At 39.4% G+C, this 14,777-nt stretch carries 11 protein-coding genes and 1 pseudogene; 4 read left to right on the top strand and 8 right to left on the bottom strand.

The annotated features are described in order from the left end of the window. The first annotated feature begins 116 nt into the window (after nucleotides 1-116). Nucleotides 117-608 (top strand): DUF1499 domain-containing protein, encoded by a 492-nt coding sequence (locus tag V7K32_RS17305; protein ID WP_334995064.1) that lies wholly within the window; start codon nucleotides 117-119, stop codon nucleotides 606-608. Between the two features lie 2 nt (nucleotides 609-610). Here V7K32_RS17305 and V7K32_RS17300 read toward each other — a convergent pair whose 3' ends face one another. After that, nucleotides 611-1,492, bottom strand: coding sequence for a succinate--CoA ligase subunit alpha (locus tag V7K32_RS17300; RefSeq protein WP_334995063.1), 882 nt, complete (start codon nucleotides 1,490-1,492; stop codon nucleotides 611-613). Nucleotides 1,493-1,615: 123 nt separating this feature from the next. Then, nucleotides 1,616-2,842: a succinate--CoA ligase subunit beta gene (locus tag V7K32_RS17295; RefSeq protein WP_334995062.1), complete on the bottom strand. Its 1,227-nt coding sequence runs from the start codon at nucleotides 2,840-2,842 to the stop codon at nucleotides 1,616-1,618. 649 nt (nucleotides 2,843-3,491) lie between these two features. On the opposite strand from V7K32_RS17295, the gene V7K32_RS17290 reads away from it, so the two are divergent. Continuing rightward, on the top strand, nucleotides 3,492-5,246 hold the full coding sequence (locus tag V7K32_RS17290) for a hypothetical protein (protein WP_334995061.1): 1,755 nt from the start codon (nucleotides 3,492-3,494) through the stop codon (nucleotides 5,244-5,246). A gap of 343 nt (nucleotides 5,247-5,589) precedes the next feature. Here the strand turns inward: V7K32_RS17290 and V7K32_RS17285 are convergent. The 3 genes and pseudogenes from V7K32_RS17285 to V7K32_RS17275 all read right to left on the bottom strand — a co-directional run bounded on the left by V7K32_RS17285 (nucleotide 5,590) and on the right by V7K32_RS17275 (nucleotide 8,392). Next, nucleotides 5,590-6,201 (bottom strand): annotated as a pseudogene (locus V7K32_RS17285) (hypothetical protein). 211 nt (nucleotides 6,202-6,412) lie between these two features. Next, complete coding sequence (locus V7K32_RS17280) at nucleotides 6,413-7,285, bottom strand: hypothetical protein (protein WP_334995060.1); 873 nt, start codon at nucleotides 7,283-7,285, stop codon at nucleotides 6,413-6,415. Between the two features lie 330 nt (nucleotides 7,286-7,615). After that, the gene (locus V7K32_RS17275) at nucleotides 7,616-8,392 is read right to left on the bottom strand and encodes an ABC transporter permease (RefSeq protein WP_334995059.1); all 777 of its coding nucleotides are present in this window, start codon (nucleotides 8,390-8,392) and stop codon (nucleotides 7,616-7,618) included. Between the two features lie 328 nt (nucleotides 8,393-8,720). Here V7K32_RS17275 and V7K32_RS17270 point away from each other — a divergent pair, with 328 nt between their 5' ends. Continuing rightward, nucleotides 8,721-9,869 (top strand): DegT/DnrJ/EryC1/StrS family aminotransferase, encoded by a 1,149-nt coding sequence (locus V7K32_RS17270; RefSeq protein ID WP_334995058.1) that lies wholly within the window; start codon nucleotides 8,721-8,723, stop codon nucleotides 9,867-9,869. Between the two features lie 91 nt (nucleotides 9,870-9,960). Here the strand turns inward: V7K32_RS17270 and V7K32_RS17265 are convergent, their stop codons facing one another. Both V7K32_RS17265 and V7K32_RS17260 read right to left on the bottom strand, forming a co-directional pair. Beyond that, complete coding sequence (locus tag V7K32_RS17265) at nucleotides 9,961-10,704, bottom strand: DUF561 domain-containing protein (protein ID WP_334995057.1); 744 nt, start codon at nucleotides 10,702-10,704, stop codon at nucleotides 9,961-9,963. A 173-nt stretch (nucleotides 10,705-10,877) separates the two neighbouring features. After that, nucleotides 10,878-11,420: a Uma2 family endonuclease gene (locus V7K32_RS17260; RefSeq protein ID WP_334995056.1), complete on the bottom strand. Its 543-nt coding sequence runs from the start codon at nucleotides 11,418-11,420 to the stop codon at nucleotides 10,878-10,880. Nucleotides 11,421-11,503: 83 nt separating this feature from the next. On the opposite strand from V7K32_RS17260, the gene V7K32_RS17255 reads away from it, so the two are divergent. Then, on the top strand, nucleotides 11,504-12,097 hold the full coding sequence (locus V7K32_RS17255; RefSeq protein WP_334995055.1) for a Uma2 family endonuclease: 594 nt from the start codon (nucleotides 11,504-11,506) through the stop codon (nucleotides 12,095-12,097). Between the two features lie 196 nt (nucleotides 12,098-12,293). On the opposite strand, the gene V7K32_RS17250 is transcribed toward V7K32_RS17255, so the two are convergent. Further along, the gene (locus V7K32_RS17250; protein WP_334995054.1) at nucleotides 12,294-14,651 is read right to left on the bottom strand and encodes a tetratricopeptide repeat protein; all 2,358 of its coding nucleotides are present in this window, start codon (nucleotides 14,649-14,651) and stop codon (nucleotides 12,294-12,296) included. Nucleotides 14,652-14,777: the final 126 nt, after the last annotated feature.

Here is a 14,777-nt window from a genome sequence, read left to right as displayed (position 1 = left end):
TACTTTGTTTATCATTCACTTAATTTCTACAATTTTTTATGTCATTTTGAAATCTTTCTTAGTTTTTATTAGTAAATAAGATGCGTTCGCCCTGAACCTTAAGGAGTGAATTTATAATGTTTCATCTGCTAACAGCTTTCGGGCGGCGACTCCTGCGGAGTATCGTTTTTGTAATATTGCTAACTTTGATTAATAGTTTAATCCCACATTCCGCCACTTGGGCTGCCTCTTCCGGTTTGGGAGTTGATAATGGTCATCTTAGTTCTTGTCCGGCTTCAGACAACTGTGTTGTTAGTCAAAATGGCGATTTCAAACATGCCATTGACCCAATTCCCTATCATATAGATCGCAATGCAGCACGAAAAACCTTACTCAAAGCTCTCACCGTTGTTCCACGCACAGAAATTATAGAACAGACAGATAATTACATCCACGCTCTTTCTAAAAGCCGCATCTTCAAATTTATTGATGATGTAGAGTTTTATTTTCCTCCGAATGAGCCAGTAATTCATGTGCGATCCTCGGCTCGCGTGGGAGAGTCGGATCTTGGTGTTAATCGCAGGCGTTTAGAGCAAATTCGTCTGGCTCTACGCGATCTAAATATTTGATTTTAGCTAATTTCCTTTCTCAATAATTCTGGAATCTGAGAAGGACGTTCAGCGACTGGAACTTCCGCTTCTTTTAAAGCAGCTAATTTACTTTGGGCTGTGCCAAAGTTAGAATCGCGTCCGATAACTGTTGCTAAAGTCCCAGTTTGACGCCAAGTTTTTCCTGGTGGTGCAAGTCTACCTGCAATGTAGGCAATTACTGGTTTATCAATTGCTTCGGTAATGTACCGGGCTGCTGCTTCTTCACTACCACCGCCAGGTTGACCGACTAAAACGATCGCCTCTGTAGTTTCATCCTCATCGAGAATTTGCAGCCATTGCAGAAAGGAGGAACCAACGATCGCATCACTACCAATACTGACACTAATCGACTGCCCCAAACCTGCTTTTGTTAATTCGTAAGCAACTTCGTAAGTGAGCGTACTACTACGACTAACGATCCCTATTGCCCCAGGAGTATAAAATTCGCTTGGTTGAGTACCTAAAAGAATTTTCCCTGGCACAATGATCCCCGGACTATTTGGCCCGATTACCAAAGTTTCACAGGCTTCGGCTTTGCGGAGTAATTGCACCATATCCAAAGGCGGCACGCCAGCAGTGATAATAATAATTTGGCGAATATTAGATGCGATCGCTTCTAATGCTGCATCTAGCACGTCGTAAGGATCTACACAGATAATTGTTGTGTCAATTACCCCTAATTGTTCTATTACCTCCTCTACTAAGTCAAATACTGGCAGTCCATGCAGTTCCTGTCCGCCACATCCAGGATTGACACCGGCTACTAAGTTCGTACCATAAGCTTTCATTTGAGCAACATGAGTCCCTGATATAAATTCACAAAAGCCTTGAATTAACACTTTGCTGTCTGGCGTTAGGTTCATAAAAAAAATACCGTAAGTTTGGCAACCCAGTAGTATATAGTACTAGGCATAAAAACGACATATTTACAGTGTCGTATTGATTCAATTTTTTTTGAATTTTGAATTTGAAGAATGTGACACTCATTACCTCTTATTAGCCTTTGGTTTAGCTAGACGAACTGCTGCCGCCACTGCCTCATCTAAATTTTCTACAACAAGGAGCGCATTGCTGTGGGTTTTTAGTGTTGCTAAATACTTTCTCGCAGCATCAAATTCTGAACCAGCAAGACGGATAACTAAGGGTGAAAAATTATGCTCTGGCCGATTTTTACTACCATTAGAATGCACAACCTGTGAGTTAAGTTCGCTGTTGTCTTGCTCCACAACTTTGGCTATAACTTCAACCACTTGCTCTGTTTGAGGAATGCTACCCAGAAAGTTAATTAATATTACTTGAATGCTGCTATCAGCCTCTAGGATTTTTAGACCTGTCTCTAGGCGATCAGAAAAAGTAGTTGGTGTAGTATCTGTGAGAAAAGCATGACGTAGATTCAAGCAAAGACCTGGATTACCACCAGCATTAGCGACTAAATCTAAAGTTGCCATCACTGAACCAGTACCATTACCTAAAATACCGATTTTGCCGTGCATTTTTACACCATCCCAGTCGCCCGATATACCATCTATCTCAGTACTGCTATGACGACTGATGATTTTTGCCGCCATCTCGGCGAGGTCTGGATGACGCTTGATCGACCGTTCGTTGACCCTGACTTTACCATTAAGAGCCATAACCTGACCAGTAGCACTGACTGCCAAGGGATTGATTTCAACTAAATCTAGGTCTTTTTGCACAAATAACTGGTACATCTTCTGGACAACGCAGCTTACCGACTGCATCAGCGTCCCTTGCAAACCCATTTTCAAAGCCAGTCGTCGGGCATAAAATGGCGAGAATTCTTGTTCTACAACAACATAGTGCATTTTTTCCCCAGCCGATTCCCAATCGATGTCTGCTTCTTTGCAACCTAAAAGTACTGGTCGGCAAACAGCAGTATCTAAAACCACCGCCAGATAAAATTCCTGGTTGGCGTCGTATTGGGATTCTGCCAGCACAACTTCTGGCAATTCGCCCCATATTGGTAAACTAAAGATATTTTGAGCAGCTGCTATCGCATCAATTGTAGTCTCCGCAAACCTTACACCACCTGCTTTTGCCCGTTCCGCTCCATGTACTTGAGATTTTAGTACAATTGGAAAGCGAATTTTTAAACGTTTCAAATCTGTGGGATGATCAATTCGTTGGGAAGGCAATACAGGAATGCCTATCTTGCCAAACCATTCTTTAACTTGATACTCTAATAAATCCATTGATATACCTTATATTCAGACTTTCCCAGCCTTTGATTAGTGCTGTCTTAATATTTTGCAGCACTTTTATTTTAGAATTAAGCTTTTGGCAGCTATAAAAATTTATTTTTCAGGAATCAATTTTATCGATTTCAGCCAATGAAGCACATTAATTTTGATAGCCAACCTGTTGGTGCTAGAGTCACAACATCTAATTTCTCTCTTCAGTAAGTTTCCTAGCATAGAAGATAACTACCATTTCTGTCAAAACCCTCTGACTTAGCATCGTTTCCTTAACCTTTGGATAAATTTGTTACAACTGCCCTGCAACTAGAATCTTGCAGGGCATTAGCTCCTGTGTATTTTATTGTCCCCAAATAATGCAGTTAAAATACTCAAAAATTCTATTATTCCCATTTTTTATTTGTAATTTATATCTGAAGACAGATTATTTAATTTTGCATCTAGCACTGTGAAAATGTAGCGACGCGAACAATAATTGCTTTTTTAATTTTTGGTGAAAACTCCGAATGTGTGTTATAACGTTGGTCGTTCAGATTTTCAGGCTGTGGTTGGTTAAACTGTGCATTTGCATTCAACAAAGCTAAAAAGTTTATTTCATTCTCTTAAAAATAATCAAAACAATATAGAAATTAAGCGGGAAAGCTCTATGAAAGTAGCAGTCCAGCAGGAAGACTTACAGCTTTTAGCCAAAACTTTGCAGGAACAATTACTTGTAGAAGTCTCAACGGCTGAAGTCTTCGAGGTTAAGTGTGCCGTCAATAAAGGCGGGCTAATGATTTTAACGCAACACGAATCAGATGTAATAGTTGATACTCAGATAATCTTTGCAGTAATTGAGGAAGTACTTCAGTCTCTAGCACCCCACAAAGAGCAGCGAGTGCAATGTTTCCTCAGAGTTTTTGGTGAACAACTCCCTTACGCGAAATGTTTCTTGGCTCTGAAGCAGACGGGGGGATGGGGAGATGGGAGAGCAGGGGAGGCAGGGGAGGCAGAGGGGCAATACTTTTCTATCCTTTCTTCATCAGCTATTACTTATTCTCCATCAATCGATAAGACTGAGGAGGAACTGTTTGACCCGTTTGCAGATGCGCCGAATTTGCGGGCTTCAAAGCGAGCATCTCAAATCAAATCCATCTTACTGGGTGCAGCTTTGGTGGGAGTTGTAGTCTTAGGCGGGGGTGCTTACTTATTGACTCGCCCTTGTGTGATGTCTGAGTGTAAAGAAATACAAAATGCCGAGCAATTAAAAACAAAATCTTCGCAACTCATGCGCCGCGCCAAGTCTGAAAAAGAATTAGTAGCTCTACAACAACAACTTGCGGCAACCAGTGCAGGCTTGAATGCAATTCCTAGTTGGTCGCCTCGTTACCAGGTGTCAGAAGAACTAAAAGCAAGTTTGTCTGGACGGTCAGAAAAAATCAGCCAGGTGGTTAAGGCTTTGCAGACGGCATCTTTTGCGACACAAAAAGTTCAAACTCCTGCATCTAGCCTAGAGGAATTACAAGCTAGGCAACACTTATGGCGACAGGCTATAGCGCCACTAGAAAATATAAGTTCCAATAGTGAACTCTATGGGCTGGTGCAAGGAAAATTATTTAATTATCGTGTCCGTTTGCACGCTGTAAATCAGCAGATAGTTACGGAGGAAAAATGGCTAAAAAAACTAACGGCAGCAAAAGCTATAGCTAGTGCAGCCGAGAATCGGGAAGCTACTGCTAAATCTTTGAATGACTGGCAAAAGGTGCAGTCTACTTGGCTCGTGGCCATTAATGCCTTGAATAGCATTCCCCTAACTAGCCCCGGATACCAAGAAGCCAAAAAGCTGTTGGTAGATTATAAACCTAAGTTAGTAGCGGCAAGCGATCGCGCTAGTAAAGAACGATTAGCTGTTAAAGCCTACCAACAAGCCCTTAGCACTGCCAAGCAAGCCAAAGTATATGAGCAACAAAACCAATGGCTTGCAGCAGCGACATACTGGGATCAGGCTTTGCAAACTGCTAAAAAGATTTCCCAAGATAGCTCATACTACAATCAGGCTCAGTCTCTCATCGAACCTTATTCAACAGCCCTCAAACAAGCACAAGAAAAACTACAAGTGGTTAGTAGTTTGCAACAAACCCGCACTGACTTAGATAAAACCTGTATTAATGGAATTCGGATTTGCACCTTTAGCATGGACAATGCAGGAATTATTGTCCGGCTAACCCCTGAGTATGACCAAATCAGGCAAAATAACTTGGCTACTCCTTATTCTCAGAACTCGGATACTGCTGTTGACATTACCAATCACTTGCAAATATTACGGGAAGCCTTAGCTGTAATTAGTGACAATGCCAGCTTGTCCCTTTTTCTCTATGATTCCAAAGGTCAGGTAATTTATACGCGGACTTTGGGTGGGTAAAAAAGTTAGGAGTTAGGAGTTGGAGTTAGGAGTTAGGAATATATAGATATAGATTCCCGATTTCTATTTAAGTCTATGGAGATTTGGTAATCTGCTGTTGTAGTTGTTGCACCTCCTGAATCGACAAGCTTGTTGCAGAAGCAATAATGTTGATTGTTATTGCTTGGTGCAAAAGATTAACAGCAATTTATCGTTGCTTTCTTGCTTCTGCCTCTTCTTGAATAGAACGATAAATCACAGATTACTGCATGATGTCCCTCCGCAATAAGCGATAAATTGAAGGTTTATAAAGGGGAAAATAAAACAAATAATCACTTTAATTTTATTGGAGAATGACACAATGTTATTGTTTCTCTATTTTTAATTCACATTGTTGAAAAATATAATTAACTGCTGCAAATAATTTATCTAAATCTTGAATTACATATAAATTTCTATTCCGAGTAAATACATCAGCAATCAACTTTCCGAATTGCCATATTTTCCCGTTAGAAACAATCCCAAAAATATCGCTAGCAAAATCATCATTAATTCGCTGCACTGCAATCATTTCAGCTAAACACTGACCCCAGCCTTCTTCAAATTTGTCTTGTTTAGCTTCAACCGTCAAAAAATAAGGTTTATTAAAAACAATCGTACCCAGAGGGTTTCGCTGTGTTACCGTATAATCTGGAACGCCTGATAAATCTTCATCGTAAACTAATGTTTCATGACTCCAAAGTGTTAAATTACTTCGGTAATTTTTCCATACTTATTTCAATACTGGATAGATGAGATTTTCACAAATAGCATCTTCAGAATTATCAATAACTCCATCTGTAAATAGTAAATCTAATTCTTCTTTGAAAGCCTGTTTTACTGGAAAACCTACTTCTAGTATAAAATTCGACTGTACATATTTGATTTGAAATTTTTTAATTACTACGCTAATACTTTTGTAATTACTAAATGCCATTTTAATTTACCTTGTTGTGAAAACTCTGTCATTGTCTAAACACAGGTATAGCGGTTCTCAGTTGAGTAGGTACAAGAACCCCACCCCCAACCCCCTCCCCGCAAGCGAGGAGGGGGCTATGATGTTAGGAAAAGCTATAATAAATATGCCTAAAATATTTTCAGTACTCCCATTATTAAGCTAGCATCATTATTTCAAGACTATACAGCAGTTAAAAATTCTGAGTAAAAAATTCCTCTCGGATTTGCAAATATGCCTCAGCTTCATTTAAAATATATTCATATTTTTCCTTAATATCTTTATGATGTTCATCAAATAATGTTTCTCTATCTAATAAGTCATATACTACAGAGTTTAAATAATTTTCAGTTAAAGATAGCTCATTACTAATTAGAATTTCACGAATATTATTGTGAATCTGTTTGACTAAAGCTTGTCCTTTCTCAATTTCGGTTTGTAGCAAAATTTTTGCCTTTTCATATTGTTCAATATATTTAACATATATACTAGATGAAACAGCTATTTTCCCAGCTTGTTCAATTTCATCAATCTTTTGTTTATATTCTTTTAATATACAATCTATCTTCATTTTATTCTTTACTAGTTTACCTATTTCTTCCCATTTTTCTAATGTACTATCATTTTTTAAACTTTTGTTTGGAAGATTAATTTCATTTAAACTGTATTTAACTTCTTTCCAAATAAGCTCATAATTATCTCCTAATAGGGGAGATATTGTATAAACTAACCATCCATTTTTTCCTTGATATTTAATATCAATTGGGATTATATTATTTTTTTCTGAGTTTAGAATATAGTTACTCTTTTTAATTAAATCAATTTTCGATGACCAAATTAACTTTAATGCTATAGAGCATCCAATAGTTAACAAAAGTAAAGAAAAAAAGGTTATCAGTAAAACAGGTTTAATAATTTCAAAAATGTATGGTATTGTTCCAAATACTCTTTGAGAAAAATGTATTGTAGATATAAAGAAAGATACACAGAAATTATATAAAGCATTTATTATGGAAAGGATTATCCATCCGCAAATAATAAAAAACAAAGAAATAGCGGTTAGCATGGAAGTTATCATAGCATCTAAAAATGCTGATTTGTTTTTAAACGTAACTGTGATTTGTGGCTTAATTAAAGTTATAAGATAATTTAGGAAAATTATCTTACATAAAAATACGGTTTTTATTAATAAGATGTGAGATGCAAATTTAAGTATTTTTTCTAGGACTTTTGCCTAGATCCAAGTTTACTCGCGGCAGCAGCCCAATAAGCTTCGTTTCCAAACTCTGGCTGGAAAGCAGGTTTTAAAAGGGTTTTAGCTTAAGTTGACACCAATGTACATCTGTGCGCCCTACAAGAGATTGATGAAATACTCTTGGATTGTAGATTAACCGCTTCACCTGACTAACTGGGCGGCAGAGTTAAAAAACTGACGACACAAGCCCTTCGTGACTAAAACTGTTGTCAACAAGTTAGCAAAAGCCACCATGAACATAATCAAAATTTCGTAAGATACAGCATCCATTGGTTTCACACCAGCTAATAGCTGTCCGGTGGTAATTCCTGGTATTGCTACCATACCGATGAGGATCATTTGATTGAGAGTCGGAATGAATCCGGCTCTAATGGCATCTTTGCGATACTGGCTAACTGCTTGCTGGGGCGTTGCGCCTAAGCTCAAATGGGTTTCTATTTCGAGATGGCTGGAATTTATGGTGCTGACAAGACGATCGCCTGCCAAAGCAGCTGCATTGGTAGCATTACCTAAGACTATCCCTACTAGAGGAATTACATACTGTGGTTCGTACCATCTTTCTGGTTGAATAATCAAAAAGTTGGTGTAAAGCACTGTCAGGGCGGTACTAATTAAAATTGCACCCCACACCAAAGGCAATACATAAGGAATTTTTTGGCTGATGCGATTTCGTGCGACAATCGCCGTAATTGTCAGCATTATTGTTAATATCGCCAAAACTGCCCAAGCATTGTCCAAAGCCCAAATGAAATCTAAAATGTATCCCAATACAAGTAGTTGTAAGATGGTTCTCCCAGTAGCAAGGGCTAAATTTAACTCTAGTCCTAATTTTTCCCAGGCAGATAAACCAATGGCGATCGCCATCAATCCCACAGCAATAGCTAAATCCACGAAATCCAGCTTGATCAACTCCTGCATAGGTTCTCTATCTCCTGGTATTTTCTTCTCAAAGCAGCCCACATAAGAGGAACTTTGAGCCGATGTGTTGGATCTTGGTTGATATATATCACCTTTATCAATTCAAAATTCAAAAATGGTACAACCTTAACATGGCAAACATCTAGTATGCTTACTATCTGTAAATTAAATGTGCGGTAGTTTCTGGCGCGACAATTTAAGTAAAAACCCTAATAGATGCGTATCTTGGGCGATAGTCTTTTAGTAGCTGCTTTTTGATTAACAATTCAATTAGCAAAAATTGACTCTCTAAGTGCATCCTTTGTATCTCCCAATAAAATAAGAACTCATGATCCAAAGTGTAAATCCTATCCCTGCCTTTGATATCAAGCAGCAATACACCACCATCGAAGCAGAAGTAAGTGCAGCCGTCTTAGAGGTTCTCGCTTCTGGCCGCTATATCGGCGGCCCCTTAGTCGAAGGCTTTGAGCAACAGTTTGCCGCTTATAATACTGTTACTGAATGCGTGGCTTGTAATTCTGGCACTGATGCACTCTACTTAGCGTTACGAGTCTTGGAAATTGGTGCAGGCGATGAAGTGATTACAACGCCTTTCACCTTTATTGCTACGTCTGAAGTAATTAGCGCCGTGGGTGCAAAGCCTGTTTTCGTTGATATTGACGCTACTACGTTTAATTTGGATGTGGAGCAAGTCGCGGCGGCGATTACACCCAGAACTAAAGCGATTATCCCGGTTCACCTATTTGGACAACCCGTGGATATGACATCATTGATGGCGATCGCTCAGTCTCACAATTTGTCAATAATTGAAGATTGCGCTCAGTCTACAGGGGCAATGTGGGCTAATCAAAAAGTAGGAAGCATTGGGCATATTGGTTGCTTTAGTTTCTACCCTACCAAAAATCTTGGTGGTTGCGGCGATGGCGGGGCAATAACGACTAATGACCCTGCGATCGCCACTAAACTGCGAATACTACGAGATCATGGCAGTAGAATTAGATATTTACATGAAGAAATCGGTGTAAATAGCCGTTTGGATGCTCTCCAAGCAGCTATTTTGCAGATTAAGCTACGTTATTTAGATATTTGGAATGATCGCCGCCGAAATATCGCCAACTATTACTACCAGTATCTGTCTCAAGTTGCGGGAATCATCCCACCCCAAGAATTACCTGAGGGTATTGGGGTATGGAATCAATACACTATTCGCATCTCCGGCGAAGGCCGAAATGGTTCTAGCGCCAAATATCGAGATTGGGTGCGTAGTCAATTGCAAGAACAGGGCGTGAGTTCAATGATTTACTACCCCCACCCTTTACATTTACAGCCAGTTTATCAAAGTCTGGGCTATCAAATTGGGGACTTACCAATAGCAGAGCAAGCTTGCCATGAAGTTATATCTTTGCCTATGTACCCAGAACTGACACAACAACAGCAAGATCAGGTGATTTATGCTTTGAAAGAAGTTATGAGTTAGGAGTTTCAATTTTGGAGTTTGGAATGAATAAGTTCCTTCAACTCATAACTCTTAACTCCTAACTCCTAACTCCTAACTCTTAAATCCTAACTCATTTCATTACTGCATTTGCAGTCGCTAAAGCTTCTACTAAGCCACGCACAGCAGCAATCATTGCTATTTCGCTATTGAGTTGGTTGATGGCGGAACCAACACCAACACCAGCAGCACCAGCTGCGATCGCTAATGGTGCGGTAACGTTAGAAATGCCTGAAGCACACAATACTGGTACTGATACTACACGGGAAATCTCAAAAGCTGCTGCCAAGGTGGGAGCAGCTTTTTCAATTAATCCTAGTGTTCCAGGGTGAACTGGGTTACTGCTAGTACCGCCTTCGGTTTGGATAATATCTGCTCCAGCTTTCACCAGTTCTTCTGCTAACTGTACCTGTTGATCTAGTTCCAAAATGTGGGGAACGGTAACAGATAGGGTAATTTCCGGGAAGAGAGCGCGGGTTTGCTTAGTCAGTGCTAGCACTTCGGGAGCCTCAAAGCGGCGTCCTTGAGCATAGAAGGAATCAAAATTCCCGATTTCAATTAAATCAGCACCAGCTGCTACAGCTTGTACAAATTTCTCTGGTTCTACTGCCGATACACAAATTGGTAGATTTGTCAAACTTTTAGCTAGCTCCACCAAGACTGCATCGGCGGCAATATCGACAAAAGTAGCACCGCCAAATTCAGCAGCTTTAACAGTAGCAGCGACGCTAGCGGCGTCGAAGTTATTCAAGCCGCTAATCACTTTCAGGACGCGGTGGTTAGTAAATGCACGTTGGAGTGTGGAATGCATCGTCATATTTTGGCTTTTGAAGCTACGAAAATTAGGTATATTCTACCGTCCCTTAGTTGATCGGGGACTAAATCGCTATCGCAGTTGCCAAATCTTGATAGTTTTATTTTTTAATTTTGAATTCCGCCTTGCGATACTAGGGACTTCCATCTACTTTTGTAGGATCTTTTACCACTATCCTAGTCAAACTCTGGAGGCCACAAATCTGCAATTGGTACTTCCCATCCTGGAAGCAGTTCAGGAACTGTTAAAATATCGCCATCACGAAGTATTATTGCCTCTTGTCCAAAGTTGTAGACTTCAACAATCCGCTCATCTGGATTGAGCAAAATTCCTACTTTAGTTCCCAAACTCAGAAATTCTTGAATTTTGGCTCTCAAATCCTCTAAATTATCGCTAGGGGACTTCACTTCTACAGTCAAATCGGGAGCCAATTGAGCAAAAGACTTCGGACTGCGACGCAAGCGTTCGGCTAAAACAAATGAGGCATCCGGTGCGCGTAAATTTGAATTTGGCAATCTAAAACCGGCGCTAGAAGCTGCTGTTCGTCCCAGTTTGCGCGGTCTAACCCAGTTACGTAACTGGGCTACCATTTCAGCTGCTACTTCATCTGATTCGTATCCTGATGGACTCATAACAATAATATTACCCTTGACTAGTTCCATGCGATAGTCGGGATGCTGTTGCTGCATTTGTTCCAAGTCTTCAAGCGTCAGGGACATAAAACCTCTAGCGGCGATCGCTTTATTTTGCCTAGAATTACTATACCGTAATACTTATAGACCTCTCCAGGAGCGATCGCCCCATGAATTCCCCAGTCATCGCCAAACCTGTCACTCCAAAGACTTCCTATGTTTTGCTGTATAACGTCAGTTGGGATCAACTAGAAAAGCTAGATGTAGACCTAGAAGGTACAGGTGCCAGACTAACTTATTTAGATGGAATTTTAGAAATTATGTCCCCACTTTCCGATGACCATGAAGATGCTAAAAGTATTACAAGTCTTTTATTAGAAGCATACCTAAGAGAAAAGAAAATTCGTTTCTACGTTAGAGGAAGTGCTACACTCGGCAAACGCAAAGATGGTACGCGACGAGAACCAGATGAGTCTTATAACTTTGGGGCTAAAAAACCGATTCCAGATTTGATTATTGAAATTACTGTCACCAGTGGCGGAATTAATAAGTTGGAGATATACAAGCGTCTGAAAGTTCCAGAAGTCTGGTTTTGGGAAGATGGGCTACTTTCGGTATATTGTTTGCGAGATGAGGAATATGAAAAAGCGTCCAAAAGTTCTTTTTTCCCAGACTTAGATATAGAATTGCTAGCCCAGTATTCGCGGATGGCGGATCAGTATGATGCAGTCAATGAGTTTAGCCAGGTAATTCGTAATTCGTAACTAATTTTTGTAACGGGTATTTAGATTAAAGATAAAAACATATAAGTAAGTGGGTCAAATTAAATATAAAACCTCACCCTGTCTCCGGCTTCCCTCTCCGATGCTTTGGAGAGGGATTGAGGGTGAGGTTTGATCTTATATTTAATTATGCCTACCTAATTAAACAAGAATAAGCATTAAATTCAAATAGTATTGCTTATTTTTCAAAACACTCCATTGCTGTTTGAACCTTCTCAACTTGCTTGGGTGCTTGCATTTCTTTAAAAAGTGCGATCGCTTGCACAAAACTTTCTCTACTTTTGTCAATTTTACCCATTGCTTGATGAGTTAATGCCAATTGATAGTAAGCCTCTGCTAAATTAGATTTAGCGCCTATTTTATTAAGAATTTTTATCGCTTCTGAATGATTCAAAAGGGCTAAAGCAAACTCTCGTTCTTCTCTATATAACCCAGCTAGGCAACTTATAGCTTTAGCTTTAAGCTGAGTAAAGCTGTTTTCTTTGGAAGAAAATATAGCTCTTTGGCAGAAATCAAAAGATTTTTTAATATTACCTAAATTTTTGTACGTTAAACATAGGTTTATTAAACTATGCCCCATTCCCCATAAAGTTACTCTAGTTGATAAAGATATTGCAGAGAAGGCATCTTCAGCAATATAAAAAGCATCCTCTTTAAAGTTAGAACATGATTTAACAAAAGCCAAGCAGCACTGAGCATAAGCCATGTAATTGTCAAAATTGCTATCTTGTTGAGCCAAGTTACAAACCGATTTGAAACAATCTTCGGCTGCTTCCATTTCCAATAAATCAAGTTTACAAAGTCCTGTATTGAACAAAATAGATATTTTTGTTTGCTTAATATCTAAATTGTCTAATATTTCTTCTGATTTATCATAACATTCTATAGCTTCTCTAATACACCCGATAATTCGATATGTATAGCCAAGGATATTGTAAAGTTTAATTAGTCTTTCTGGCGATTTGATATCGTCTATTATCCGTTTAATTACAGAGAAGTTTTTCTGGAGCAGTCCCAGTTGGTAAAAGGAGCAACCCAAAGGCAAACCTATACTCCACTGTTTACCTCGCCCTTGTAAAATTACATCACCAGCTTGCTCAAAATCACTAATTTCTAGATAGTGATAATAAGCTTCTAAAGCTGTTAACGCATCTGTGATACTTTTAATGGCTGTAACTCGTTGTGTCCAAGATTCGGCGGCTTTTCGGTTAACTAATTCCCATTCTTCAGTGACTAATCTTAATCTACTAATTGCTTCATCACGAATTACCGGATGCAGCCAATATTGTCCTTTTTTCGCTTCTATTAAAGACAAATCTTGCAGAGCTTTAATTACACCTCTACGTTTTTGCTCTGGTACATCCCAAAGCAAACATAAAACTCCCTCAATAGGTAATGAAGGAATATCTTGATAACGATAGCATCCTAAACGACACAGGAGGCGATAGGCTTCTAAGTCATTTTCTTGGAGACGAGTAAATTGACTAGCGACTAAATCTTTTAACTCTCTTTCTCCTAATAAATATGTACAGTTTTCCTGCCAATAGGCGTGGATGTCACCAGAAAAATCTGTCAATATTGCTCCTCGGAGAATTTGCATTGCTTTGGCGTTACCTCCATAAGCTCTGCACATTTCGCTGAGAATAGTACAATCACAATTGATATGGCAACTGCTGAAAAACTCTCGCCATGCTTCATCATCTAAACCTTCGAGTGGATAGAGATAAACCTCTACACTAGACTCGCGCAAACGCTCACGACTTGTTACTAAAGTAACTGAATGCACATCCGAATCTGCTAATACTCTCAATAGCTCAACATAAGGGCGACGATCTTCTAGAAATTTGCCATTTTTATCGAGAGCAGTTTCTAGATTATCAATAAATACCCCAATTTTAAAAGTTTGTTCTCGGAGTTTGCGCCGTAGTCGTTCTAAGCTGATACCAAAGTCTCCTCCCGGTTCTTCGTTAAAGTATCGCCGTAGCCATTCTTCAACCACACTCTCTACAGGAGTAAGGTTTTGGATTTCTGTGGCCATCCACAGTTCTAGGACAAAATTAAATTTTTGACTTTTAAAATATTTGCGTGCTAATCTGGTTTTGCCAACACCACCTTCACCCTGGATGAGGATAAGTTTTTCTCCCCGACTGACTAAGGTGTGGAGTTCGGCTATTTGGCGATCGCGCCCCACGAAGTTAGAATCTAAATCTTGGGGTTTAGTGCCATTGCCCGCTAGATTTGGAATATCCCCGATTTTTAGCGACTGTTGAGTTGTTCTAAACCTCTGAATCACGCCTTGGAAGGTAGATTTTGAGACTTTCGCTTCAAGCACTCTTGACAGTAAATGCCAAAGTTCTGCACCAACTGCTTTTAAATGCGCTTCTGTATAACGAACGCTGTTGGCAATATCCTGGTAAGTCCGCTTTTCATCCTCCCACAAATGACTCAAGATAATCCTTTGAGTTTTATCTAAATGTTCTCCCGTCTTGAGAAAAACCAAGTTATCTACAAACTCTAAGGCTTCTTCTACACCCATTTGCTAACTTGATGTATCATTTGTAATTCATTATAACCATATTTTTACTACTTTTTCCTACGCAGTATACTACGAAATACTTTTTCCTACTCGGTAGGGAACTTACTTTTTCCGACTGCAAAGCAT

The organism is Nostoc sp., assembly GCF_036917635.1.
Classification (GTDB): Bacteria; Cyanobacteriota; Cyanobacteriia; order Cyanobacteriales; family Nostocaceae; genus Nostoc.
The sequence above is the reverse complement of the archived record's forward strand: the minus strand, read 5'-3'. Positions and strand labels throughout refer to the sequence as shown.